The organism is Chryseobacterium sp. CBo1 (genome assembly GCF_001693475.1).
Classification (GTDB): domain Bacteria; phylum Bacteroidota; class Bacteroidia; order Flavobacteriales; family Weeksellaceae; genus Chryseobacterium; species Chryseobacterium formosense.
This window is the reverse complement of sequence record NZ_MAUH01000067.1, coordinates 154234-177565: the sequence shown is the minus strand read 5'-3', so window position 1 is coordinate 177565 and position 23332 is coordinate 154234. Positions and strand designations below refer to the sequence as shown.

Below are 23332 nucleotides of genomic sequence, written 5' to 3'. Positions count from 1 at the left end.
TGCCCATTCAAAAAGATATCAGAATTAATGGATACTATATTTACACTATTGATGGTTCTAATTATGATTGCCAGCGTTTTATTGGTAATCGTTGTAATGGCTCAAAACCCGAAAGGCGGAGGTCTTTCCAGCACATTCGGCGGTGCATCTTCTGCACAGTTCGGTGTACAAAGAACCAATGATTTTATGGAAAAATCTACATGGACGTTAGGAACAGTAATCATCGTTTTGATTTTAATTAGCGTTGTGGTAACAGGTAAGCCTAAACAAACAGCAGCTCCTATTTCTGCACCAGCTAAAACAGAAGCTCCGGCTGATAAAGCTCCTGCTTCATCTACAACTTCTGCTCCGGTAAGTGTTCCGGCTTCTAAATAAGAACTTATTATTTAAAGATAAAATGAAAGCAACTCGATGGAGTTGCTTTTTTTTATTTCAGTTTGATTTTTTCTATCTGATGTCTTAATTTTAAACCTGCTTTCAGAAAAGAATATTGTAAAGGTTTAGTTTCTTTATAATATTTATCGATAAAAATCTGCATCGCTCCGTAAAATCTTTCCAGATAGACATTATCTTTTATAGTGCTTTCTCCTTTGTGATGAAGAATAGATGCTTTACCATAATAATAGTTTTGGTAACCATGATTCAGTAAAGTGTAACAGATGTCAATATCTTCACCGTACATAAAGTATTTTTCATCCAGTCCTCCAATTTCATTGTAAACATCAGTTTTAACAAGGAAAAAAGCTCCGGTAATGACTTCCACTTCGGACACTTCAAATTCTCCGATATCGTTTCTGTAATAAGACTTCGAATTATTCTTTTTAAACTTGGTAAAAAGCTTTTCGAAAGAATTAAACATATCCGGAACGGATCTTTTGCTTTCAGGAAGAAATATGCCATTCGCATCATGCATTCTGACGCCAAGACAGCCAAAATTTGTTTTCGAATCGGCAAAATCCAAAATTTCATTCATATAAAAGCCTTCGATTTCCGTATCAGGATTTAAAATCAAAAGATACTCACCTTTTGCAGTCTGAATGGCTTTATTATTTGCTTTAGCAAAACCATCGTTTGTTTCAGAAGTGATAAAATGAAATTCAGGAAATTCAGAGACAAGATCTTTCCATGAAGTATCAGTTGAATTATTATCAATCACAATTACTTCATAACTAATATTTCCCAAATATTTTTTAATGGAAAACAAACAGTTTTTCAGAAGATGTGTAACATTATAATTAACTATAATAATAGAAAGCTTTATCATCATTTAATCCTTTTCGTTGTAAGGTAATCTGTTGATAATCGATCTTCCCAAAGAAATTTCATCCGCATACTCAAGTTCATCCCCTACAGAAATCCCTCTTGCAATACTGGAAAATTTAATATCAAAATTCTTGAACTTTTTATAGATATAATAAGCCGTTGTATCACCTTCCATGGTTGCACTTAATGCAAAAATCAGCTCTTTTGCGTTGCCTTCATTCAGTTTTCTCTCAATACTCGGAATATTCAATTGGTTGGGTCCTACTCCTTCCATCGGAGAAATTTTTCCGCCCAGAATAAGATATTTCCCTGTGTATTTTCCTGTATTTTCAATGGCAATCACATCACGAACATCCTCTACAATACAAACCACCTCATCATTACGTTTATAGTTGCTGCAAATTTCACAAACATCAAAATCCGAAAAATTATGACATTCTTTGCAATATTTTATTTCGTTAACCAGATTTATGATCGATGTTCCCAGGTTCGTTGCTCTCGAATTGGGCTGTTTCAGTAAATGAAGTGCTAAACGTAAAGCGGTTTTCTTCCCAATCCCCGGAAGCCCGGAAATTTCTTCTACTGCTTTTGCCAATACTTTACTTGGATAATCCATAAACACAAAAATAAGCATTCTAACCGAAAAATTAATCTAAAAACAATCTTTGAGGTATGGTTTTTGATAACTATTGATTTTTTGAAAAACTCACCTCTAAATGATTTTAAAGATTGGGAAAAAGCCTAAAAAAATTAATTACATTTACTCCACAAAATATAAACTTGAAATAAAATAAACTAAAATGGTACTTAACAACCTAAACTATCCGCTGGATTTTAAATTTAAAATCACAACGCTTGCCAGCGATTTCAACATTACAGACAGAAACGGGAACTATGTAGCGTACGTACGTCAAAAAATGTTTAAACTGAAAGAAGACGTAGTTGTTTTTAATGACGAAAGCAAAACAAAGGAATTGTTCAGAATTCAGGCAAACCAGTGGATCGACTTTAATGCGTCTTACTCTATTAAAGATGCGATCAATACAAAGAACTTTGGAAGATTGGCAAGAAAAGGAATGCGTTCTATCTGGAAATCATCTTACAATGTTTTGGATGAAGCAGATCAGCAGAAATTTACGATTACCGAAGATAATGCATGGGTGAAGTTTTTTGACGGAATGGTAGGTGAAATTCCAATTATCGGGATGTTTACAGGATATTTTCTGAATCCTTCTTACACTGTAAAAGGAATTGACGGAAAAGACTATTTCAGACTTAAAAAAATGCCTTCATTCTTTGGAAGAAGATTTCAATTGGATCGACTGATTGATATTGATGACGAAGACGAAAGTTTGGTTGTTTTATCTTTATTGATGATGGTTCTTTTAGAAAGAGCGAGAGGATAAATTGCTTGTTATTCATGAAAATCTCATTTGACCTTGATGATACAATTATCTCCACTAAATTTTCTTTAGAAAAAGAATCGTTATGGTCAAAAATTATCAGATCTGAAAGAATTCGAGTTGGAACAATTAGTTTGTTTAAACAACTAAGAGAGCAGAAACATGAAATTTATATTTACACCACTTCATACAGAAGTAAAATAAAAATTAAATTAATGTTTCTGTCCTATGGAATTCCAATCGACTTTGTTGTAAATCAACAATTACATGAAAAAGAGTTAAGAAAAGAGGCAAAAATGTTTCTAAATTTCCACCTGAATTTGACATTGATATTCACATTGATGATTCTCTTGGTGTACAAATGGAAGGCAAAAAATTTGGCTTTGAAACAATAATAGTTTCAGTTGATGACGAAAATTGGACAAATAATATTTTGAAAAAGATTGATAAAATCTTCTAAACTGAAATTTGTTATCTTTATAATTGCTCAATTTAAATTCATTGTAAAATTTAAATAATATAAAAATGAAATATTTAATCATTTTCTTTTCAGCATTCATGCTGATTTCATGTAAAAAGGAGAAAGAAACCGTTTCCGATTCTAGAAAAACTGATTCTACAAACATTGTTCAGGACTCAGCAAAGACTGATGTTCAGAATGCAAATATCACAGTTGATACGTTTGATTTTCCGAAAGAAATTAAAGAATGTTCTTGTTATTTTGCTAAAAGCAAAGCAGACTTCGTGAACGAAAAGTATATTTACGCCGATGATGCAGGAAAAACAGCTTACATGATGTTAGATGGAAAGAGATTGGCAATGAATCTGATCTCATCAAGCGACATGGAAGTTGATGAAGAGCTCACAAAGGAAATAGAAAATGATAATTATAAAATTTCAGTAAAAGGTAAGAAAATAAAGCATGAAGAAGCGCTGCTTTTTGAAGGTACTTTAACCATTGAAAAACCGGAAGGAAGCAAAACCACTATGCCAATATATGGCGAGTGCGGATGCTAAAGCAATAAGCAATAAGCAATAAGCAATAAGCAATAAGCAATAAGCAATAAGCAAAAATACTGCTCCTGAATTTCGGGAGCATTTTTTATTTCGTAATTTTGAGAAAAATAAATTTTATGGAACTATCCAACATAGAACCGCAAATTATCTGGAAAAATTTTTCCAAATTAAATGCAGTTCCAAGACCTTCTAAAAAAGAAGAAAAAGTAATCGCTTTCATCAAAGAATTCGGAGAAAATTTAGGACTGGAAACGACAGTTGATGAAGTAGGAAACGTGATCATTAAAAAACCGGCAACTCCAGGAATGGAAAACCGTAAATCGATTGTGATGCAGTCGCATCTGGATATGGTTTGTCAGAAAAATAACGATGTCAATTTTGATTTTGAAACTCAGGGAATCCAGATGGAAATCAATGGCGACTGGGTAAAGGCAAAAGGAACGACTTTAGGAGCCGACAACGGTTTGGGTGTAGCGACAATCATGTCTGTTTTAGAAAGTACAGATATTCCGCATCCTGATCTGGAAGCTTTATTCACGATTGATGAAGAGACGGGAATGACAGGAGCTTTAGGCCTAAAACCAGGACAATTAACAGGACAAATTTTATTAAATCTTGACACCGAAGAAGACGATGAAATCGACATCGGTTGTGCAGGTGGAATTGATGTGACCATCACTCAAAACTATGAAACTGTAACTGCAAACGGACAATTTGTAAGAATTGAAGTAAAAGGTTTACAGGGAGGACATTCGGGAATGGATATTCACAAAGGTTTTGGGAATTCCAACATTATTTTAGGCCGATTTTTATATAAGGGTTTAGAAAATCAACATCTTCAATTGGTTTCTATCGATGGCGGAAGTTTGAGGAATGCAATCCCGAGAGAAGCATTTGCCATTATTTCGGTAAGAAATGTTCAGGAATATATTGAGAATGTAACCAACGGACTGAAAAAACAGATTTTAGAAGAATTTGCTTCTATTGAACCGGCTCTTCAAATCAATATCGAAAATGCTACAAGTTCTGAAAAAGCGCTTTCAGAATCAGATTCAAAGAAAGTTATTTTGGTTTTAAAATCTCTTCACAATGGCGTTTACAGAATGAGCCCGGATGTACAGGATTTGGTGGAATCATCAAACAACGTTGCGAGAGTTGAATTAAAAGAAGGTGGTTTAAAAATATTAAATCTTTCAAGGTCATCGGTAGAATCATCAAAAGATTCTGTTGCTGAACAATTGAAATCTGTAGCCGAATTAGCAGGGATGAACACTGTTTTCAGTGGTTCTTATCCGGGCTGGAAACCAAAACCGGGTTCTGAAATCGTTCAGCTGATGGAGAAAATCTATGTTGAAAAATTCAACGAAAAACCTCACGTTGTTGCTTGTCACGCCGGTTTGGAATGCGGAATTATCGGAGCAAATTATCCAGAAATGGAAATGGTAAGTTTCGGACCAACCATCAGAGGGGCACATTCTCCGGATGAAAAGGCGAATATTTCCTCGACACAGAAATTCTGGGCGTTTACAAAAGATATTTTAGCGAACATTCCTTTGAAATAATATTTTAACATTATTGAAAATATCCAAAGTCTTTTGATTTTGGATATTATTTTGTCTAATTTAATCATGAAAAAATAATTTAAGAATAGTAACGATTGATTTAAAAATCTTAAATTTGAATAAGAAATAAGGATTATGAACTCACAGATTCTAAATGAAAAAATTGAATTAATTCAATGGTTATCAACATTGGAAGATACTTCTATCATTAAAAAACTAATTCAGTTCAGAAAGGAAGAAACAAAAGACTGGTGGGATTCAATCTCTGATGAAGAAAAAAATTCAATTGAAAAAGGAATTTCTGAAGCCGATAAAAATGATATAAAACCACATTCCGAAGCAAGAAAACTTTATGAAAAGTGGTTATAATATTTTATGGTCTCCAAATGCACTACGTGAATTGGAAGAAACCATTGAGTATCTTCAAAAAAACTTTTCAGATAAAGAATTAGCAAAACTTGCCCGTAAAATCGAAAGTTTTTCAGAAATCATTTCTAAAAATCCCTACATATTTCCAAAATCGGAGCATACAAATATTCACAAAGCTGTTATTCTAACTTTCAACACTGCCTATTATCGTGTTAAAAATAATGATGTAGAAATCTTATCATTTTTCTCCAATAGACAATCTCCTACTAAAAGTAGAATTTAAATTTCAATAATAAATAATGAAAAGTATCACCGTATTCTGTGGCTCGAGTTTCGGCACAGAAGAAATTTATAAAGAACAGGCATATTTAGTCGGAAAAACATTCGCTAAAGAAAATATTCGCTTAATTTATGGAGGAGCAAATGTAGGTTTGATGGGCGCTGTCGCAGATGGAGTCATTGAAAACGAAGGTAAGGCAATCGGAGTTCTTCCTCATTTTTTACAATCTAAAGAAATTGCGCATACCAATCTTACTGAACTTATTTTGGTGGAAACGATGCACGAAAGAAAAACAAAAATGAATGAACTTTCTGATGGAGTAATCGTTCTGCCTGGAGGTTATGGAACTTTGGAAGAATTTTTCGAAATGATTACGTGGGCACAACTCGGGCTTCACAAAAAACCAATTGCCATTCTGAATATCAATGGTTTTTATGATGATTTAATAAAATTGGTTCAGACTATGGTTGATAAAGGATTTTTAAAACAAATCAATCAGGAAATGCTTTTGGTGAGTGATGCTATTGATGAGCTTTTAGAAAAAATGAGAAATTACAAAGCTCCGACGGTAGGAAAATGGATTTCTAAGGAGGAAGTTTAATTATTGTGAAATTTAAGAGTTTTTTTAAGACCAATTAATAATTAGGTCACGATTATTAAAAAGTTTGTAAATTTAAATAATGACTAATTATTATGACAAAGGACGATTTAAATAAAATATTAACTCAATATGAGGAAAAATCTCCTTTATATACTTCTTTTAGTTTTAAGGTTGAAAAAATATTAAGGAAATTATGTAAAAATTTTTCAATACATCAGATCGTAAGCAGGATAAAAACCAAAGAAAGTCTTGCTCAGAAAGTCATCAAGAAGAATAAATATGAAAAGCTTGATGATATTACAGATATTTTAGCATTAAGAATCATTACTTATTTCGAAGACGATATTTCAAAAATAGAAGAACTCCTTAATAAAGAATTTAAAATTGACAGGGAAAACTCTACCGATAAAAGAAATATTGAAATTGATAAATTCGGGTACAGAAGCGTTCATTATATCCTTCAGCTCAATGATTATAAAAAAGAATTATCTGAATATGCAGAATATAAAGACATTAAGTTTGAAATTCAGATCAGGAGCATCCTTCAGCATTCATGGGCAGAAATAGAGCATGATTTGGGCTATAAATCTTTTACCGAAATTCCTCAAAAAGCAAAACGTACATTTTACAGAGTTGCAGCTTTGCTTGAGCAGGCAGATATTGAATTTACAAAACTGAAAAAGGAAATTCAAGATTTTGAAAACTCCATCAGCAAGAATTTAAAAAGTAAAGAGAAATTTATAGAAATCAACGAATCAACAATTATTGCATTTGTGAAAAGAAATCAGCTTCTAAGGGAGATTGAAAATGACATTAAAAAAGCATTAAAACTTACTGAAAATCCCAAGTTTGATTCTGCCTACTTGTCTGCGAATAATTTTTCATCACAATTAAAAAATTTAAAAATATTTGATTTAACACAGCTTGAAGAAAACCTTATCAATTACAAACAGGAAATTACAACCAGACAAATAGATTATTTACAATCTTTAAATGAAAATTTCAATAACAGTAAAATAAAAATTTCCCTAATACAAGGCGCTCCAATACTCTGGTTAATTAATTATCTGGAAAGTAAATGATAATGCGTTCAGAATATGTACTATTTATTTAATCTGAAAACTTTAAACAACTCAAAATTTGGCATTAAAAGACATATTTGCATATTAAAACACCCCTCAAATTAGATTTGAGGGGTGTTTTAAGTCATTCATTTAAATTCTCTAAGGATATGGAGCAATTGCTACAGCAAGACCTTCCATTGCAGGAACCATGTGCAACTGACAACCCAATCTGCTATTGCTTTCCACATGATAAGCTTCCGCCAACATCGCATCTTCCTCATCACCCATTGGTTCAAGTCCCGGATCATTGATCACATAAACCTGACAAGAAGCACACATTGCCATTCCGCCACAAACTCCGATGGTTCCTTCTTCCGCCAATTCATAAGAACGGATAATCTCCATTAAGTTCATCGACATATCTGTCGGTGCAACTACATCATGAGTAACTCCTTCTCTATCGGTTATTTTTATATTTATATCGCTCATCTTTCGTTGATGGTTAATGGTTGATGGTTGATGGCATTTGTTTCACTAATAACCAACAACCAACAACAAGATTAATCTATTTTCTTTACAACTGCTTTTTCAGCTTCCTTACGGCTTCCGTCGAAACCATCTACTCCACTTACGGTTGTATATTTTAAAACGAATTTCTTACCGGGATTCAGTCTGTTGTAAACGCTCTGACACATTAAGGTCGCTTCGTGGAAACCACAAAGAATCAACTTTAATTTTCCAGGATACGTATTGATATCACCGATTGCATAAATACCGTCGATGTTGGTTTGATAATCCAATGCATTGTTTACTACGATTGCATTTTTTTCAATATTCAGTCCCCAGTTTCCGATTTCTCCCAATTTTGGAGTCAAACCGAATAATGGAATAAAATAATCTGTTTCAATATCATAAGGATCTTGTCCGTCAACGGCTACTGTGATCGCTTCTACTTTTCCGTCACCTTTAATGGCAGTAACTTCTGCAGGAGTAATCAATTTAATTTTACCCTGATTTTTTAAATCCTGAACTTTTTCTACAGAATCCAAAGCTCCACGGAACTCGTTTCTTCTGTGAATCAAAGTTACTTCGCTCGCAACATTTGATAAGAAAACACTCCAATCTAAAGCAGAATCTCCTCCACCTGCGATAACCACTTTTTTATTTCTGAAATGTTCAGGTTCTTTCACAAAATATTCAAGACCTTTTTCTTCATAATCAGCGATATTATCCATGGTAGGTTTTCTAGGCTCAAAAGTACCTAAACCACCTGCAATAGCAATTGCTTTACATCTGTGAACCGTTCCTTTATTGGTAATCACTTCAAACCATTCGTCATCAACTTTCGTATATGATATTGCAGTCTCTCCCAAAGTAAATCCTGGTTGGAATTGTTTGATTTGTTCCATTAAATTATCTACCAATTCACCCGCATTTACAGAAGGATACCCCGGAATATCAAAAATCGGTTTTTTAGGATACAACTCCGCCAACTGACCTCCTGGTTGTGGAAGTGCATCGATGATATGGCATTTCATTTTTAGCAAACCTGCTTCAAATACGGCAAAAAGCCCTGTTGGTCCCGCTCCGATAATTAATATATCTGTAGTAATCATAATATGACGATAATTTAATAATTTGTAGCTGCAAATTTACTAATTTTAATGCGAAGCATATTTAATTATGCCCAAATAAAAAACTGAGATTTATCAAAGACACGCAAAAAACTGACAATGAAAAAGTTGGCAACGTTTTTGTAAAAATGTACTGTATGAAGAAGATAATTAATATCATTGCAATATTTGCTTTCTTTCTTGGATATTCGCAATTGACCAATGTTGCAGATGGCGAATCGCTTACTTTAAGAATCCACTATGGATTCTTGAATGCAGGAACTGCCAATCTTACCACAAAAAAGGTAAATTATAAAGGTGAGCCCCATTTATACGTAAAAGGAACCGGACAGACAACCGGAGCTGTACGTGCATTTTTCAAAGTGGAAGACTTGTACGAGAGCTATATCAATATGCAAACTGAGTTACCCAGCTTCTATGTGAGAAATGTAAAAGAAGGGAGTTACAGACAGCATTTGCAAACCGTTTTCAACCACGATAATCATACTTTGGTTTTAACAGATAAAAAGACTCCTGCAAATGGCTCCAAAACAATCAAGTCCGTAAAAGGAGTTCAGGATATGCTTTCCTGCTTTTATTTTTTAAGAAGTAAAAGCCCTGCCGAACTAAAAACAGGAACAATTATCAATATGAATGTCTGGATTGATGATGAGATGTTTCCTTTTCAGCTAAAAGTGGTTGGAACTGAAAATTTAAAGACCAAGTTCGGAACAATCAATGCCTTGAAAATCATTCCTTCTGTGAAAAGCGGAAGAGTTTTTAAAGAAAAAGAAGGTGTTACGATGTGGGTTTCTAATGATGCGAATCATATTCCTCTACTGTTAAAAGCTGAATTAGCCGTTGGATCTTTAAAGGCCAGTATCGATGATTATAAAAATGTAAAATATCCTTTAAAATTCAGCAAATAAAAAATAAAACCTCCGAGAAAAATCTCGGAGGCTTCCTGTAAACCTAAATTAACATAAATTCTGGAATCATTCCCAGGATAATTATGAATCTTTTTTTCCTGTATCTGTTACAGAGCCGTCAAGCTCTGTAAGTATACTAAGGATTTCAATCATTTGTGTTTAAATCAAAAATTTCTTTTTAAGCATCTATTACAGAGCTTTTTACAGCTCTGTAATGATGACACTTAGGTTAATCAATTGTGTTTTTATTATGCTTTTTCTAAACGGTCTTAAATTTTGTATCTTATACAGAGCCTAAAAAGGCTCTGCTTCAGATACGTTTATATTTCCGTCATTTGTGTTTTCATCCTCCTTCAAAATCCCATTGGTCTAGTTCACACACCACCACTGAACGTAGAGCAAATTTTACTAAATTTCTTTAGTTGAAAGAAGCAATTTTTTCGCTTAACTTTCATGATGTAAAATTACTAAGTCCCGAGTTATCATAATAATTTTTTCTGTAGATATATTTCGACCTGTTTGTAGATATTTATCTACAAAAATGAATACTCCCGAAAAAGGTTTTGCTTAATAATTAATGACCGGTTTTCATTAACTCAATGAGTTCCACAAGGTTTTCGATATCAAGCTTATCAAAAATTCTTTTCTTAATCGTGCTTACCGTGTTTTGTTTAATATCGAGATAGGCCGCAATTTCAAGATTTCCCAAACCTTTCGCATACATCCCGGCAATCTGAATTTCTCTTTCGGTAAGACTTTGAAGTGGATTTATCAGGCTTTTATTGGTAACAGAATTGAGTAATGCGTTCTGTGTGATTTCTGAAATATATTTTCCCTGATGATGAATTTTCAGAATGGCATTCTTAATTTCGTCTTCTTCGCTAAGTTTACTCAGAAAACCATTGGCACCCGCCTGAATGTATTTTACAGATTGAGTATTTTCGTCTACTCCTGAGAAAACAAGAATTTTAATTTCAGGTTTCAGCTGTTTTATTTGCGATAAAATAGTAAGACTGTTTCCATCCGGAAAAATAGCATCGATGACTAGAATATCAATAGACTGAGCTTCGGTAATCTCCAAAACTTTATTTAAAGTTGATGCATGAAAAATTTCACCATCAAACTCCAATTCTTCAATCAGAAATTCTACTCCCTGTCTTATAAGGCTGTGATCGTCTGCAAGCAGAAAATTGATGCTTTTAGAATCTAAACTATTCATTGATTAAGATTAAGATTAATGGTAAAACTTACTATTGTCCCAACATTCTTTTCACTGTCTACACTGATATTTCCCGAGTAAAGTTCCACGATTTCTTTGCAAAGACTTAAACCAAGACCTGCACCAAGATTTTCGACATCTTCAGATAAAACACCCTGATAATAAGGTTCAAATATTTTCTCAAGATCAGATTTAGAAATTCCAGTACCAGTATCACTGATTTTTGTTGACAATGAAACTGTATTATCATCTATTTTATCTGCTTTTGTTATCACCGAAATCTGACCGTTCTCTGTAAATTTATTAGCATTACCAAGAATATTCATAAAAACCTGATTAATCTTGGTGTTATCGGAATACACTTCAATGGAAGGATCGATATTTTCGTTAACTACAAATTTATTGTTTCTTGTTTCTATATAAGGTTCAATGGAATTAAATATTGAAGTGAGCTCATTTTTAAGATTAAAAACTACTGGGACAAGCTTATTTTCCACATGCTGGTTTTTGGTATATTCCAGAATTTGATTGGCCTGCATTAAGAGTGTATTGTTTGTAAAGCTGATTGATTTCAAATATTCTTTAATACTTTCATCAGATGTTTTTTTATTGATTTTTCTGATAAAAATACCGATGATTTTCAATGGAGATCTCAGTTCATGACTCAGCATTCCAAGAATTCTGTTTTTAAAATTCAGGTTTTCCTTTATCTGTTTGTTGGCATCATTCAGTCTCCATTCATAGATAAATGCCATTCTTGTAAAATACATAATAAGTACAGAAACAATGAACATCAAAATCATTGCTCCAAAAACAAGATACGTTCTGATCTTATTGCTGTCTGAATTGAGTTTGGCATATTCTTTTTCAAGATCTTTTTTAGAATCTTTGATGGCAAATTCGTAAATATTCATCACTCCGTTACTGTAAGCGAGAAGATTATTAAATATGGTATAAAATTTTCCACTGTTGTTTTCCCTTTCGACTACATTTACCTGTATTTTTTTTACCTGTCCGGAATAATGATTCTGCACGAGATTCATAATACTGTCCATATCCGCTTTTATTGCCGATGCTTCAGGAACTTTGCCTTGTTTCACAGTAATAACCGTACTTTCTTTACGCACAGTTTCTTTGCCAGAAATCGCATCTCCTAAACGACCAAATAAACCTTTTTTCTTCACGGTATCTGAATACGTTTTGGTTTCTATATTAAAATCGTATTTGTCCAAATTGTAATCTACATCGAGTTTTTTAATCTGAGGAAAAGCAGTCGGAGCTTTAAAACCGGAATTTGTCGAATAATTGTATGTTGAATCGATAAGCAGCTTCAGATTTTTACTGTCTAAAGAATCTTTTTTTTGTGATGATAAAATATTTTTAAGCTTAGGATATTTAGATTCATATTGATTAATACTTTCTAAATTTTCGCCAAGCTTATCCAAAGACTGAAAATAAGATTGCAGATTTTTTTCATCAGAGCCGGTAAGATATTTCTGGAGGAAATTTTGTGCATTTAAAAGCTCTTTTCTGGAATTATCAGTAAGATTTTCCAGAGAATGAATTTCTTTCAGCTGGTTTTCTATAAAAGCTATATTTTTTCTATTGATAAACTCATTATAAAAAAAACCGGCTAAAATAAGCTGTATCAATAAAATGCAAAAGATAAGTGAATAATGAACAATTTTTCTTGACTTAAAATTCAATGATTTTATGCGATCATCCTTTGGTTTCGTATTCATGTATTAAAAGCTTTTCTTTATAATCTGCCGAGATCAAAAACTCCCAAAAACAGGCTACAAAATTAAACATTCTTCTAAAAACATCACTACCTTTAGATAAACAAACAGGTTTTAGCATGAAAAGAGACCGTATATCTCAATCTCTACGTAAGCATATTATTTACTCAAACATTTTGAGGCAAAACCCGCTCTAAAACTTTCAGGGTGTGTGTGATTTTATAAAGTTAATAAAAAAATCCTGTGAAATACTCACAGGATCTGAATTTATTTTAAACTTAATCTATAAAGTTTTAAACTGCTCTAAAGTTCTGATATCATTCTCGAAAAACATCCTGATGTCGCTCATTTGGTAAAGAAGCATGACGATTCTTTCTATCCCCATTCCGAATGCATAACCTGAATATTTTTCAGAATCAATATTTACATTTTTCAGAACTGCAGGATCTACCATTCCGCAACCCATAATTTCCAGCCAGCCGGTTCCTTTTGTAATTCTGTAATCTGTTTCAGAATTCAGTCCCCAATACACATCAATTTCTGCGCTTGGTTCTGTAAAAGGGAAATAAGAAGGTCTCAATCTGATTTTCGACTTTCCGAAAAGCTCTGTGGTAAAAAACTGAATGGTCTGCTTCAGATCTGCAAAACTTACGTTTTCATCAATATATAAACCTTCAATCTGATGGAAAATACAGTGCGAACGAGAAGAAACAGCTTCATTTCTGAAAACTCTTCCCGGAGACAAAATTCTGATCGGCGGCTCATTTTCTTCCATATAACGAATCTGCACTGAAGAAGTATGCGTTCTCAGTAAAATATCAGGATTCTGCTCAATAAAGAAAGTATCCTGCATATCTCTTGCCGGATGATATTCAGGAAGATTTAATGCTGTAAAATTATGCCAGTCATCTTCAATTTCAGGCCCGTCTGCAACAGCAAAACCAATTGATTTGAAAATCTCAATAATTCTGTTTTTCACTAAATTGATCGGATGTCTCGAACCCAAATCCAATGGAAATGCAGGTCTTGTAAGATCTTCTTTTTCTAAGATAATAGAAGAAGCGGAAGCATTTTTTAAATCCTCCAGCTTTGTATTTACTGCCTGTTTAAGAGTATTGATCTTTTGCCCAAAATCTTTCTTCTGGTCATTCGGAACTTCTTTAAACTTTTCAAAAAAATCGTTCAGAATTCCTTTTTTACCATTATACCTGATTCGGAAGTTTTCTATTTCCTCTTTACTTGATGTACTGAAGTTATTAACCTCAACAAGCAATTCTTCTATCTTTTCTATCATTGTTTTACCCTTTCAAAAAAATGTATTTGCAAAAATACGGTTTTCAGATTAAAAATCTGTTCCAAATTATCATAAAAAAATCTGCTTCGGCTGAAACAGATTCTGTATTTAATATTTAAAATTGTTTTAATTATAATCTAAAATTGTTGCCACAACACAGATGGTAACGGTAAAAGTGTTTATACCAAGAATCAGAAGATATTCATTCTTTCTTCTGACCACATTAATCAGACTGTAAAAAAATGCAAAAATGACAAAAAGCATTGATGGAATAGTAAGCAATTCTCCCAAAATCTGAATCGCCTGATTGCTATAAGAAAAATAGTAAACAACCTGAAGACTTAGCAAAAATATCATGCAGGCAAGACTGATAATTAATAGAGCTTTACTCATCAGATTTTTTGAAACTATTTCTTCTCTAAAGCTTTCACTCTAATCTGAAGCGTCACTTCATTTTTTATAACTCCATTAGCAGCTGGAGACTGAAATTTCACCCCGAATTCTTCTCTCATAATGTCTTTTGGCTCTGTAGAAATGCTTACCACCCCTTCATTTATTGCAACATTTGCTTTAAACTGGGTTGGTTTTGTAATCCCTTTTACCGTCAGATTTCCGTCTAAAACAGTATTATAATCACCTTCAGCAGCCGGACTTACCTTTGTAATTTCATAAGAAGCCGTTGGAAATTTTTCCACTTCAAAAAAATCGGCACTTTTAAGATGACCATTCAATTTTTCAAGATCTTCTTTTTTATCTTTTAAATCTTCAGAAGTCAGAGAAGCCATATCTGCTACAAATTTTCCGCTTTCAAGCTTTCCGTCTTTCACCGTAACATCACCGCTTTCAAACTTTATCGTTCCGAAATGACTTGTATTTTCAGATTTGAAAATTTTATATCCTTTCCATTCTACATTACTGTTTAAAGTATCCAGTACAAACTTAGCACCGTCTTTTGTAGTCGTTACTTCATTACCTTCACTGATTACAGGTTTTTCTTTAGAACACGAAACAATTACCAATGAAGTAAAAAAAGCAGGTATTGCGAGAGAGAATAATATTCTTTTCATTTTTATTCGAATTTTACAAGGCTAAATTACTAAAAATATGCCAGTCTTCTTTTAAAACCCTTATTTTTGCACTATGCTATTAGAGATAAACAACTTATACTTTTCTCATTCTCAGGAAAAACCACTTTTTCAAAACCTCAATCTGAAACTGGATGAAGGTAAAATCATTGCTTTGGCTGGTGAAAGTGGATGTGGGAAATCAACGTTATTGAGTCTCATCTACGGATTGCTCGATTGGGATCAAGGTGAAATTATTTTCGACAGCAGAAAACTGATGGGGCCAAAAGGGAATCTCGTTCCCGGCGAACCCGACATGAAATTTGTTGCCCAGAATTTCGATCTGATGCCTTATGCCACTGTTGCAGACAACGTAGGGAAATTTATTTCTAATATCAATTTAGCCAAGAAAAAAGAAAAGGTTTTAGAACTTCTGGATGTAGTAGGTTTGGTTGAATTTGCCAATGTCTTACCAAAATATCTAAGCGGCGGACAACAGCAGAGAGTGGCCATAGCAAGAGCACTTTCTGTTCTTCCGAAATTACTTTTACTGGATGAACCTTTCAGCAATCTTGATTTTGCAAGAAAAATTGAACTTCGTGAGAAACTTTTCCGATATGTAAAAGAAAATAACATCTCCTTGGTGATTTCGACTCACGAATTACAGGACATCATTCCGTGGACTGACCAGATTATTGTTCTTCAAAGCGGAAGACTCATTCAGAATGACACGGCCGAAGAGACATACAAGAACCCTTACAATCCTTACGTGGCAAAACTTTTCGGAGAAGTAAATATTTTTACGGAATTGGAAATTTCAGAATTGGAAATTTCAAGGTTTTATTATTATCCGCATCAGATCAGAGTTTCTGAAAATGGTTTTGAGGCTGAAGTTTTAGAAAGCAGGTTTGCAGGAAATCATTACTGGAACAAGATCAGATTTAAAAATAAAGAAATTGTGATGTTTTCCAGTTATCAGCTTCAGAATTCTATTCAAATAAATTTCGAATAAGACTTTTACAATTTAAAGTCCAATTAAATAAATAACCCACACACTTAATGTTAGTATGTGGATTATTTTCAATGAATTAGCAAAATCTAATCAGAATATTTTTCTATTTTTGTAAGACAACAGCATAAGGAAATTTTTGGTTAATTCTCTTTCTGCCTTCCGGACCGACATTAGCAATCAGCAATCAGGTCTTCGAAAGATTACTCTGTCCAACTCTTTCCTTTTTTTATGCCTTCTTCACAAATTCAGACTTTAGAGCCATGGATCCAAAACCATCAATTTTACAATCAATATTATGATCGCTGTCTGGTCTTAAACGGATATTTTTAACTTTTGTTCCTGCCTTTACCGGTTTTGGAGCTCCTTTTACAGGAAGATCTTTGATAACCACTACAGAATCACCATCTTTTAGTTCATTCCCATTTGAATCCAAAATCTTTTCAGAGTCATCACTTTCTGCAGGATTCCACTCATTGAAACACTGAGAACAAACCATCAAACCGTCTTGCTCATACGTAAATTCGGAACTACATTTCGGACAAATTACTACGTCGCTCATTTTTTATTAATTTTTGCAAAGGTAGTATTTTGGGCGGGAAGATGGAAGTTTCGCTCCTCCGGAGCTCTGCTTTTCCATTTGCTGCAATTCTCTACAAAGGTTTCGCTCCTACGGAGCTGCACTTCGCAATCATTTACTTTACCAATCTTTACTCCTTCGAAACAGGGATTTCAAATTTTGAATTTTAAATTTTGAATTTTGAATTTCAAAACCTCAAACTTAAAACTTTGAACCTTAAACTAATTTCGTATTTTTGCAGATTCAAACAGCTTACAGCAATTTATGGAATTAATTCACAGAAACCTGGCAATCGGTATTCACGATGCTCTTCAGGAAACATTTTTCGAAAAAAATAAATACGCAGACAAAGTAATCGAAAGACTTTTGAAAGCCAACAGAAAATGGGGAAGCCAGGACAGAGCCGTAGTTTCTGAGATTTTCTATAACATTATCCGTTGGAAAAAACGTCTTGAATACTATATGGGTGAAGGCGTAAAACCCAATAATATCTACAAACTGATTCTTGCCTATTTACTTTGGAGCAAAACCAATTATAAAAAATTTGAAGAATTTGACGGAATTAAAATCGCCGATATTCTTACAAAACTTAAAAAAGGAACCGTTCCCACAAAAGCAATCGAGCATTCTATCCCTGAATGGCTTGCCGAAACTTTAGAAAAAGAATTGGGGGCAAAATGGGAAAAAGAGATGATTTCGTTGAACGAGCAAGCTCCAACTGTACTGAGAGCCAACTCCCTAAGAACTACAACAAAAGAATTGATTTCTGATCTTGCAGATGAAAATGTGGTTTCTTACCCCATCAGAAATTACCCTGATGCGGTACAGCTTGAGGAAAAGAAAAATGTATTTCTTACAACTGCTTTCAAAGAAGGTTTGTTTGAAGTTCAGGATGCGTCATCCCAAAAAATCGGTTATTTCCTTGATGTAAAAGAAGGGCAAAGAGTTGTTGATGCTTGCGCAGGAGCGGGTGGAAAAACACTTCATTTAGCTGCTTTAATGCAAAATAAAGGTCAGATTATCGCTTTGGATATTTTTGAATGGAAATTGGCAGAACTAAAACGCCGCGCAAAAAGAGCCGGAGCTCATAATATTGAAACAAGAGTAATTTCTGATACGAAAGTAATCAAGCGTCTTCACGATAAGGTAGACAGACTTCTGATTGATGCGCCATGTTCAGGTTTAGGAGTTTTAAAGAGAAATCCGGACAGCAAGTGGAAAATCGATCAGGATTTCATCGACCGAATTAAAAAAGAGCAGCAGCAAATCATTCAGGATTATTCTAAAATGCTTAAAGTTGGTGGTAAAATGGTCTATGCAACGTGTTCTATTCTGCCTTCTGAAAATAATAAGCAGGTTGAAGAATTCATTACAAACAATCCTAATTATAAAATGATCAAAGACGAAAAAGTAATGCCGAGTGAAGGCTATGACGGTTTCTACATGGCTTTGATTGAAAGATTATCTTAAAATAATTTTTAGAATATTACACATAAACTACTCTATTTTTTGGAGTAGTTTTTTGTTGATTTTATAAATGTAAATCACATCACTTCGGAATGGAATTATTACAATTTTATTTGATATTTTATCTTTATTCAGTCTAAAAGGATAAAAATCACTAATGTTTTCATCCAGTTTCTGTGAAGAAGTATTTTCTTCTCTTCCATCAAAATAGGTAAAACAATCAGAATCATGAAAAACAATAAAGAAATCATTCCAAGTATTTTCAATGTAATATTTAAAATCTTTTGTCGTAAATTTTTCAGTTTCAAGCTTAAAATAGTTTCCATTATTTGGCGGAACATCATTAAATCCAAACACAAACTCTCCGTCCTTCCATGAGATTTTTGTTTTTGAAAAACCATTATTCAATAATTCTACTTCAGTCTTAATTATTTCATTAACTAAATCTGATTGCTTTCGAGTAATTTTCCTGATAAAATCATCAGAATTAGCAAGAACAGTAATTTGATTATCATCATTATAAAAGTAATTTACAGGAATTAATGACTTATTTAGCTTTTTCTTATTTTTAATAGCATATTCAACCATTTTCAGAACATCTTCGATTGCTACTTTTAAACTTTGTAATCTTATTGCTACTCCACTTCCCCCTTTCGTTTTTTCATAACCTTCGCCAAGTTTCAAAAGTTTGTAATTAGCATCATTCTGTTCAATAATGAATAAATTACTTTTATTTGGATACATAATGGTTTTTCTCTCAAGCATGATAGTATCTTTAAAACCAAGTTTATCCGCTATTTGCTTTGATAACTTTCCTAAAACTTCCATTTTCAACTCTTCTGCAGATACAGTTTTATCGCCAAAATTAAATTCAGAAATATAGAGTGTTTTTACATTTCCATAGTTTTGAATTTTTACTTTGGTTTTATGAGCAGTACAATAATTCGAAAAAAATAAAAATATAATGAAAGAGAAAAAAGGTTTCATGTTTTTAGTTTAAACAGTAAACGTAATTCTAAAAGTAATATTTTAAATCTAAACTGTTGTAAAGAGATTTGACAAATTATCAACTATCAATTACCTTTGTAAAAACCATCAATTCATTATGTTTAAATCTATTTTAGTTAGTTTTTTTATTTGTTTATCTATTTTCGGTTTTTCTCAGACTTATGAGATTCAGTATGAAAGTTCATACAACGGAAAAGTTCAGCCCAACCAAAATCCTGTGATTGTTTGGGTAAATGAGAATGAAAACTTTATTTTAAACACAAAAATCAAAGAACAGAAAAGCGATTATCCTTTTGAAATCAGCAAAATAGAAAAACCTTCGAACACCATTGTTTCTTATGCATTTCTAAAACAAAATGAAGCTATTTCCACTTCAGATAAAGAATCAATTGCGAAACAGGAATTTGAGTTAACTACTGAGACCAAAAAGATTTTAGGCTACAATTGTAAAAAAGCGGTCACAAAAATCAATTCAAATACGATTGAAGTCTGGTACACCAATGATTTAAAACTAAAAGGCGGACCATCAAGTTTAGGGCAAAACTTAGGTTTGGTTTTACAGATTGAAAGAAACGGAAATTCGGCAACAACAGCGATTTCTGTTAAAAAAATTAAGAAAACTGGAATCGATAAAATCATCAATCAAACCATTCCTGCAACGGATTTACTAAGCTACAGAGATTTACTTTGGAAAAGCAAATTTACAACATTAAAAGTTTTCGAAAATGAAATCATCAATTTTTCAGACCAGTCTAAATCTGATGAAAACATAAAAAGATTTGCCAACGGAACGATTATTCTAAAAAAGATCAAATTTCCCAAGATTTCCCAAGGTGAAAATATCTTCGTGGAATTAAAACAACAATCAAACGGCGATGCTTACGACAGAACGGGAACTGTATTTTTTATTCCTGAAGAAAAATCACAGACGTTTTTTGATGGTCTTGAAAAAGGAGCAAAAACACTTCCTCTTTACGAAAACGGAAACGGAAAACAGTATTACGGCGTTGTTTCTACCCAAAATTATCAGCCGACTGTCGAACTGATGAGATTTTTTACCGCTTTCGGAATCAATAAGTTTAATCATATCGAACTGAAAGACAAAACGTGGCAAACTGTAAGTCCGTTTCGTCAGGATATTACAGAGTTAAAACCCTCGCTTTCAGAAAAAGAAATCTGGATTGGAACTTTCATTGGAAATTATGATAAAGGCGGCCACAAAGTAAGTTTAGACATTACCATTCACAACAGCGAGCAAATCGTTAATAAAAACAATAAAGTCATTCCGCTTTTCAACACCACCAATATCATGGAAATGGCGGGACAGGATTATGCGACAATGTTTAATAATGACAAAGGACTTTTTGTGGAATTTAATTTAGATAAAGATCTAAGAAATGCTCAGTTGAGATACATCACAACCGGACACGGTGGTTGGGAAAACGGAGATGAATTTATCCCGAAAGCGAATTCAATTTTTGTAGACGGAAAATTATCATTCTCATTTACCCCTTGGAGAACCGAATGTGGTTCTTACCGATTATTTAATCCTGCTTCAGGAAATTTTGCAGACGGACTTTCTTCTTCAGATCTGAGCCGTTCAAACTGGTGTCCGGGAACGGTTACAAACCCTAACTTAATTTCACTGGGTGATTTAAAAGCCGGAAAACATACCGTTCAGGTTAAAATTCCGCAAGGAGAACCGGAAGGAACAAGCTTTAGCGCATGGAATATTTCAGGAACTTTATTGGGTATAGAATAAACAAAACCTCCTTACAATATTATTGCAAGGAGGTAAAAACACAAATGATGAAAAAAAATTATTTCGAGCCACAAAGTAAGGGAAAATATTTGAAAAATTTATTAACATAGAATAAGATTTATTTAATTTTTTTTTCATAAAGAAGCATTAAATTTTCAAAAAAAGGAAAAATTTTCCGAATCTGAGATAGAAAGATGAATTAATATCCACAATTTTAATTTAAACAAATTATTTAACGAAAAATATAAACAATTTGCAAATTTTAATTGTAAAAAATAAACATGATCTTTAGTTTTGCTATCAAATAATATAACATGTGCGGAATCGTATGCTTATTTGACGCAAAGCAGTCAACCGAAATACTAAGACCTCAGGTTTTAGAAATGTCTAAAAAAATCCGTCATCGCGGACCAGACTGGAGCGGAGTTTTTCAGAATGAAAAAGTACTTTTTTCTCACGAAAGATTAGCCATTGTAGATCCTACTTCGGGAAAACAACCTTTATTTTCTAAAGACGGGAAAATTGTTCTTGCCGTGAACGGAGAAATTTACAATCACAGAGAACTCAAAACAGAATTTCCGGATTACGAGTTTCAGACAAAATCTGATTGTGAAGTCATTCTTGCTCTTTACGAAAAATACGGAAAGAATTTTATTGAAAAACTAAACGGAATCTTCGCTTTTGCACTATATGATATTGAAAAAAATATTTATCTTATTGCCAGAGATCACATGGGAATCTGTCCTCTTTATCAGGGTTGGGACAGAGAAGGAAATTATTATGTAGCTTCTGAACTGAAAGCTTTGGAGGGGATTTGTAAGAAAATCGAAACTTTTCTACCCGGACATTATTTATATAACATAGAAGGACACGAACTCCAGCAATGGTATAAAAGAGATTGGGAAGATTTTGACGCAGTAAAAGATAATATTACTGATATTCAAAAGATCAGGAAAAGTCTGGAAGATGCTGTTCACAGACAATTGATGAGTGATGTTCCTTACGGAGTTTTGCTTTCGGGAGGTCTGGATTCTTCGATTATTTCTGCAGTTACCGCAAAATTTGCAAGACAAAGAATTGAAAGCGGTGATACTCAAGAAGCTTGGTATCCGAGGTTGCACAGTTTCGCTGTCGGATTGGTAGGTTCACCAGATTTGGTTGCGGCTAAGAAAGCTGCAGAGCACATCGGCTCAGTTCATCACGAGGTAAACTTTACCGTTCAGGAAGGTTTAGATGCGATCCGTGATGTGATTTATCATCTGGAAACTTATGATGTAACCACGATTCGTGCTTCTACACCGATGTATCTTTTGGCAAGAGTCATAAAATCGATGGGAATTAAAATGGTACTTTCCGGAGAAGGCTCAGATGAATTGTTTGGTGGATATTTGTACTTCCACAAAGCTCCTAATGCCAAAGAGTTTCATGATGAAACGGTAAGAAAACTTGGGAAACTTCATTTATATGATTGTTTAAGAGCCAATAAAGCTTTAATGAGCTGGGGAATTGAAGGAAGAGTTCCGTTTTTGGATAAAGAATTTATGGATGTGGCGATGAATGTAAATCCTGAAGATAAAATGATCCGCAAAGAAGAAGGAAAAATTGAAAAATGGGTTTTAAGAAAAGCTTTTGAAGATCTTTTACCGGAATCAATCGCATGGAGACAAAAAGAGCAGTTTTCTGACGGAGTTGGTTATTCATGGATTGATACACTGAAAGATATTGCCGAAAAATATGTCAGTGATGAGATGATGGCGAATGCGAAATTCAGATTTCCAGTAAACACTCCGCAAAATAAAGAAGAATACCGTTACAGAACGATTTTCGAAGAGCATTTTCCAAGCGAAACAGCTGCTGCAACCGTTCCCTCGGTTCCGTCAGTTGCCTGTTCTACTCCGATTGCGTTAGAATGGGATGAAGCATTCAAAAAGATGAACGATCCGAGCGGAAGAGCGGTGAAAGTACACGAAACATCATATTAAGTCAACAAATTTTATCAATCCTGTATCTCTACAGGATTTTTTGTTGAATAAAATCAATAAATTTTAGATATTTTAACTTACAATTAAACTTATTATCTAATAAATAA

General features: G+C 33.4%; 25 protein-coding genes. 14 read left to right on the top strand and 11 right to left on the bottom strand.

Annotated elements, in window-relative coordinates; genetic code table 11:
• Window positions 1-27: 27 nt before the first annotated feature.
• A complete protein-coding gene (gene secG, locus BA768_RS19590; protein WP_065722087.1) occupies window positions 28-375 on the top strand; it encodes a preprotein translocase subunit SecG in 348 nt (115 codons plus the stop codon).
• A gap of 52 nt (window positions 376-427) precedes the next feature.
• On the opposite strand, the gene BA768_RS19585 is transcribed toward secG, so the two are convergent.
• Both BA768_RS19585 and recR read right to left on the bottom strand, forming a co-directional pair.
• Window positions 428-1267: a glycosyltransferase family 2 protein gene (locus BA768_RS19585; RefSeq protein ID WP_065722086.1), complete on the bottom strand. Its 840-nt coding sequence runs from the start codon at window positions 1265-1267 to the stop codon at window positions 428-430.
• On the bottom strand, window positions 1268-1879 hold the full coding sequence (recR, locus tag BA768_RS19580; protein ID WP_065722085.1) for a recombination mediator RecR: 612 nt from the start codon (window positions 1877-1879) through the stop codon (window positions 1268-1270).
• A 184-nt stretch (window positions 1880-2063) separates the two neighbouring features.
• Here recR and BA768_RS19575 point away from each other — a divergent pair, with 184 nt between their 5' ends.
• From BA768_RS19575 to BA768_RS19540, 8 genes are all read left to right on the top strand, one after another.
• Window positions 2064-2669, top strand: coding sequence for a hypothetical protein (locus BA768_RS19575; protein ID WP_034673316.1), 606 nt, complete (start codon window positions 2064-2066; stop codon window positions 2667-2669).
• A 14-nt stretch (window positions 2670-2683) separates the two neighbouring features.
• Entirely contained in the window at window positions 2684-3061 is a 378-nt protein-coding gene (locus BA768_RS19570) for a hypothetical protein (protein WP_228388515.1), read from the top strand.
• Window positions 3062-3191: 130 nt separating this feature from the next.
• Window positions 3192-3683 carry a hypothetical protein gene (locus BA768_RS19565; protein WP_065722084.1) on the top strand — a complete coding sequence of 164 codons (492 nt, stop codon included), beginning with the start codon at window positions 3192-3194 and terminating at the stop codon, window positions 3681-3683.
• Window positions 3684-3799: 116 nt separating this feature from the next.
• On the top strand, window positions 3800-5245 hold the full coding sequence (locus tag BA768_RS19560) for an aminoacyl-histidine dipeptidase (RefSeq protein WP_065722083.1): 1446 nt from the start codon (window positions 3800-3802) through the stop codon (window positions 5243-5245).
• 135 nt (window positions 5246-5380) lie between these two features.
• Window positions 5381-5614 (top strand): hypothetical protein, encoded by a 234-nt coding sequence (locus tag BA768_RS19555; RefSeq protein ID WP_065722082.1) that lies wholly within the window; start codon window positions 5381-5383, stop codon window positions 5612-5614.
• On the top strand, window positions 5598-5897 hold the full coding sequence (locus BA768_RS19550) for a type II toxin-antitoxin system RelE/ParE family toxin (RefSeq protein ID WP_065722081.1): 300 nt from the start codon (window positions 5598-5600) through the stop codon (window positions 5895-5897). The genes BA768_RS19555 and BA768_RS19550 overlap by 17 nt, the downstream gene beginning before the upstream one ends.
• Window positions 5898-5913: 16 nt before the next feature.
• The gene (locus BA768_RS19545) at window positions 5914-6495 is read left to right on the top strand and encodes a TIGR00730 family Rossman fold protein (RefSeq protein WP_034673305.1); all 582 of its coding nucleotides are present in this window, start codon (window positions 5914-5916) and stop codon (window positions 6493-6495) included.
• A 92-nt stretch (window positions 6496-6587) separates the two neighbouring features.
• Window positions 6588-7577 (top strand): GTP pyrophosphokinase family protein, encoded by a 990-nt coding sequence (locus BA768_RS19540; RefSeq protein ID WP_034673303.1) that lies wholly within the window; start codon window positions 6588-6590, stop codon window positions 7575-7577.
• Between the two features lie 141 nt (window positions 7578-7718).
• Here the strand turns inward: BA768_RS19540 and BA768_RS19535 are convergent, their stop codons facing one another.
• Window positions 7719-8048, bottom strand: a complete 330-nt coding sequence (locus tag BA768_RS19535) for a 2Fe-2S iron-sulfur cluster-binding protein (protein ID WP_034673302.1) — start codon at window positions 8046-8048, stop codon at window positions 7719-7721.
• Between the two features lie 71 nt (window positions 8049-8119).
• Entirely contained in the window at window positions 8120-9175 is a 1056-nt protein-coding gene (locus BA768_RS19530; RefSeq protein ID WP_034673300.1) for an NAD(P)/FAD-dependent oxidoreductase, read from the bottom strand.
• A gap of 155 nt (window positions 9176-9330) precedes the next feature.
• On the opposite strand from BA768_RS19530, the gene BA768_RS19525 reads away from it, so the two are divergent.
• Window positions 9331-10101, top strand: coding sequence for a DUF3108 domain-containing protein (locus BA768_RS19525; RefSeq protein WP_034673297.1), 771 nt, complete (start codon window positions 9331-9333; stop codon window positions 10099-10101).
• Window positions 10102-10675: 574 nt separating this feature from the next.
• Here BA768_RS19525 and BA768_RS19520 read toward each other — a convergent pair.
• The 5 genes from BA768_RS19520 to BA768_RS19500 form a co-directional block, all read right to left on the bottom strand.
• Window positions 10676-11320, bottom strand: coding sequence for a response regulator transcription factor (locus BA768_RS19520; protein WP_065722080.1), 645 nt, complete (start codon window positions 11318-11320; stop codon window positions 10676-10678).
• Window positions 11317-13062 (bottom strand): sensor histidine kinase, encoded by a 1746-nt coding sequence (locus BA768_RS19515; protein ID WP_065722079.1) that lies wholly within the window; start codon window positions 13060-13062, stop codon window positions 11317-11319. The genes BA768_RS19520 and BA768_RS19515 overlap by 4 nt, the downstream gene beginning before the upstream one ends.
• Before the next feature lie 280 nt (window positions 13063-13342).
• Complete coding sequence (gene pheS, locus BA768_RS19510; RefSeq protein WP_034673291.1) at window positions 13343-14353, bottom strand: phenylalanine--tRNA ligase subunit alpha; 1011 nt, start codon at window positions 14351-14353, stop codon at window positions 13343-13345.
• 126 nt (window positions 14354-14479) lie between these two features.
• Window positions 14480-14746, bottom strand: coding sequence for a hypothetical protein (locus BA768_RS19505; protein ID WP_123947145.1), 267 nt, complete (start codon window positions 14744-14746; stop codon window positions 14480-14482).
• A 14-nt stretch (window positions 14747-14760) separates the two neighbouring features.
• On the bottom strand, window positions 14761-15420 hold the full coding sequence (locus BA768_RS19500) for a YceI family protein (protein WP_065722078.1): 660 nt from the start codon (window positions 15418-15420) through the stop codon (window positions 14761-14763).
• 73 nt (window positions 15421-15493) lie between these two features.
• On the opposite strand from BA768_RS19500, the gene BA768_RS19495 reads away from it, so the two are divergent.
• Complete coding sequence (locus BA768_RS19495) at window positions 15494-16429, top strand: sulfate/molybdate ABC transporter ATP-binding protein (protein WP_034673283.1); 936 nt, start codon at window positions 15494-15496, stop codon at window positions 16427-16429.
• A gap of 226 nt (window positions 16430-16655) precedes the next feature.
• Here the strand turns inward: BA768_RS19495 and BA768_RS19490 are convergent, their stop codons facing one another.
• A complete protein-coding gene (locus BA768_RS19490) occupies window positions 16656-16988 on the bottom strand; it encodes a zinc ribbon domain-containing protein YjdM (RefSeq protein WP_034673281.1) in 333 nt (110 codons plus the stop codon).
• Between the two features lie 282 nt (window positions 16989-17270).
• Between BA768_RS19490 and BA768_RS19485 the strand changes: the two genes are divergently transcribed.
• Window positions 17271-18476 (top strand): RsmB/NOP family class I SAM-dependent RNA methyltransferase, encoded by a 1206-nt coding sequence (locus BA768_RS19485; protein ID WP_065722077.1) that lies wholly within the window; start codon window positions 17271-17273, stop codon window positions 18474-18476.
• A 27-nt stretch (window positions 18477-18503) separates the two neighbouring features.
• On the opposite strand, the gene BA768_RS19480 is transcribed toward BA768_RS19485, so the two are convergent.
• The gene (locus tag BA768_RS19480; RefSeq protein WP_065722076.1) at window positions 18504-19460 is read right to left on the bottom strand and encodes a hypothetical protein; all 957 of its coding nucleotides are present in this window, start codon (window positions 19458-19460) and stop codon (window positions 18504-18506) included.
• A 118-nt stretch (window positions 19461-19578) separates the two neighbouring features.
• Here BA768_RS19480 and BA768_RS19475 point away from each other — a divergent pair, with 118 nt between their 5' ends.
• Both BA768_RS19475 and asnB read left to right on the top strand, forming a co-directional pair.
• A complete protein-coding gene (locus BA768_RS19475; protein WP_065722075.1) occupies window positions 19579-21243 on the top strand; it encodes a GLPGLI family protein in 1665 nt (554 codons plus the stop codon).
• A 314-nt stretch (window positions 21244-21557) separates the two neighbouring features.
• Window positions 21558-23225 carry an asparagine synthase B gene (asnB, locus tag BA768_RS19470; protein WP_034673274.1) on the top strand — a complete coding sequence of 556 codons (1668 nt, stop codon included), beginning with the start codon at window positions 21558-21560 and terminating at the stop codon, window positions 23223-23225.
• Window positions 23226-23332 lie beyond the last annotated feature (107 nt).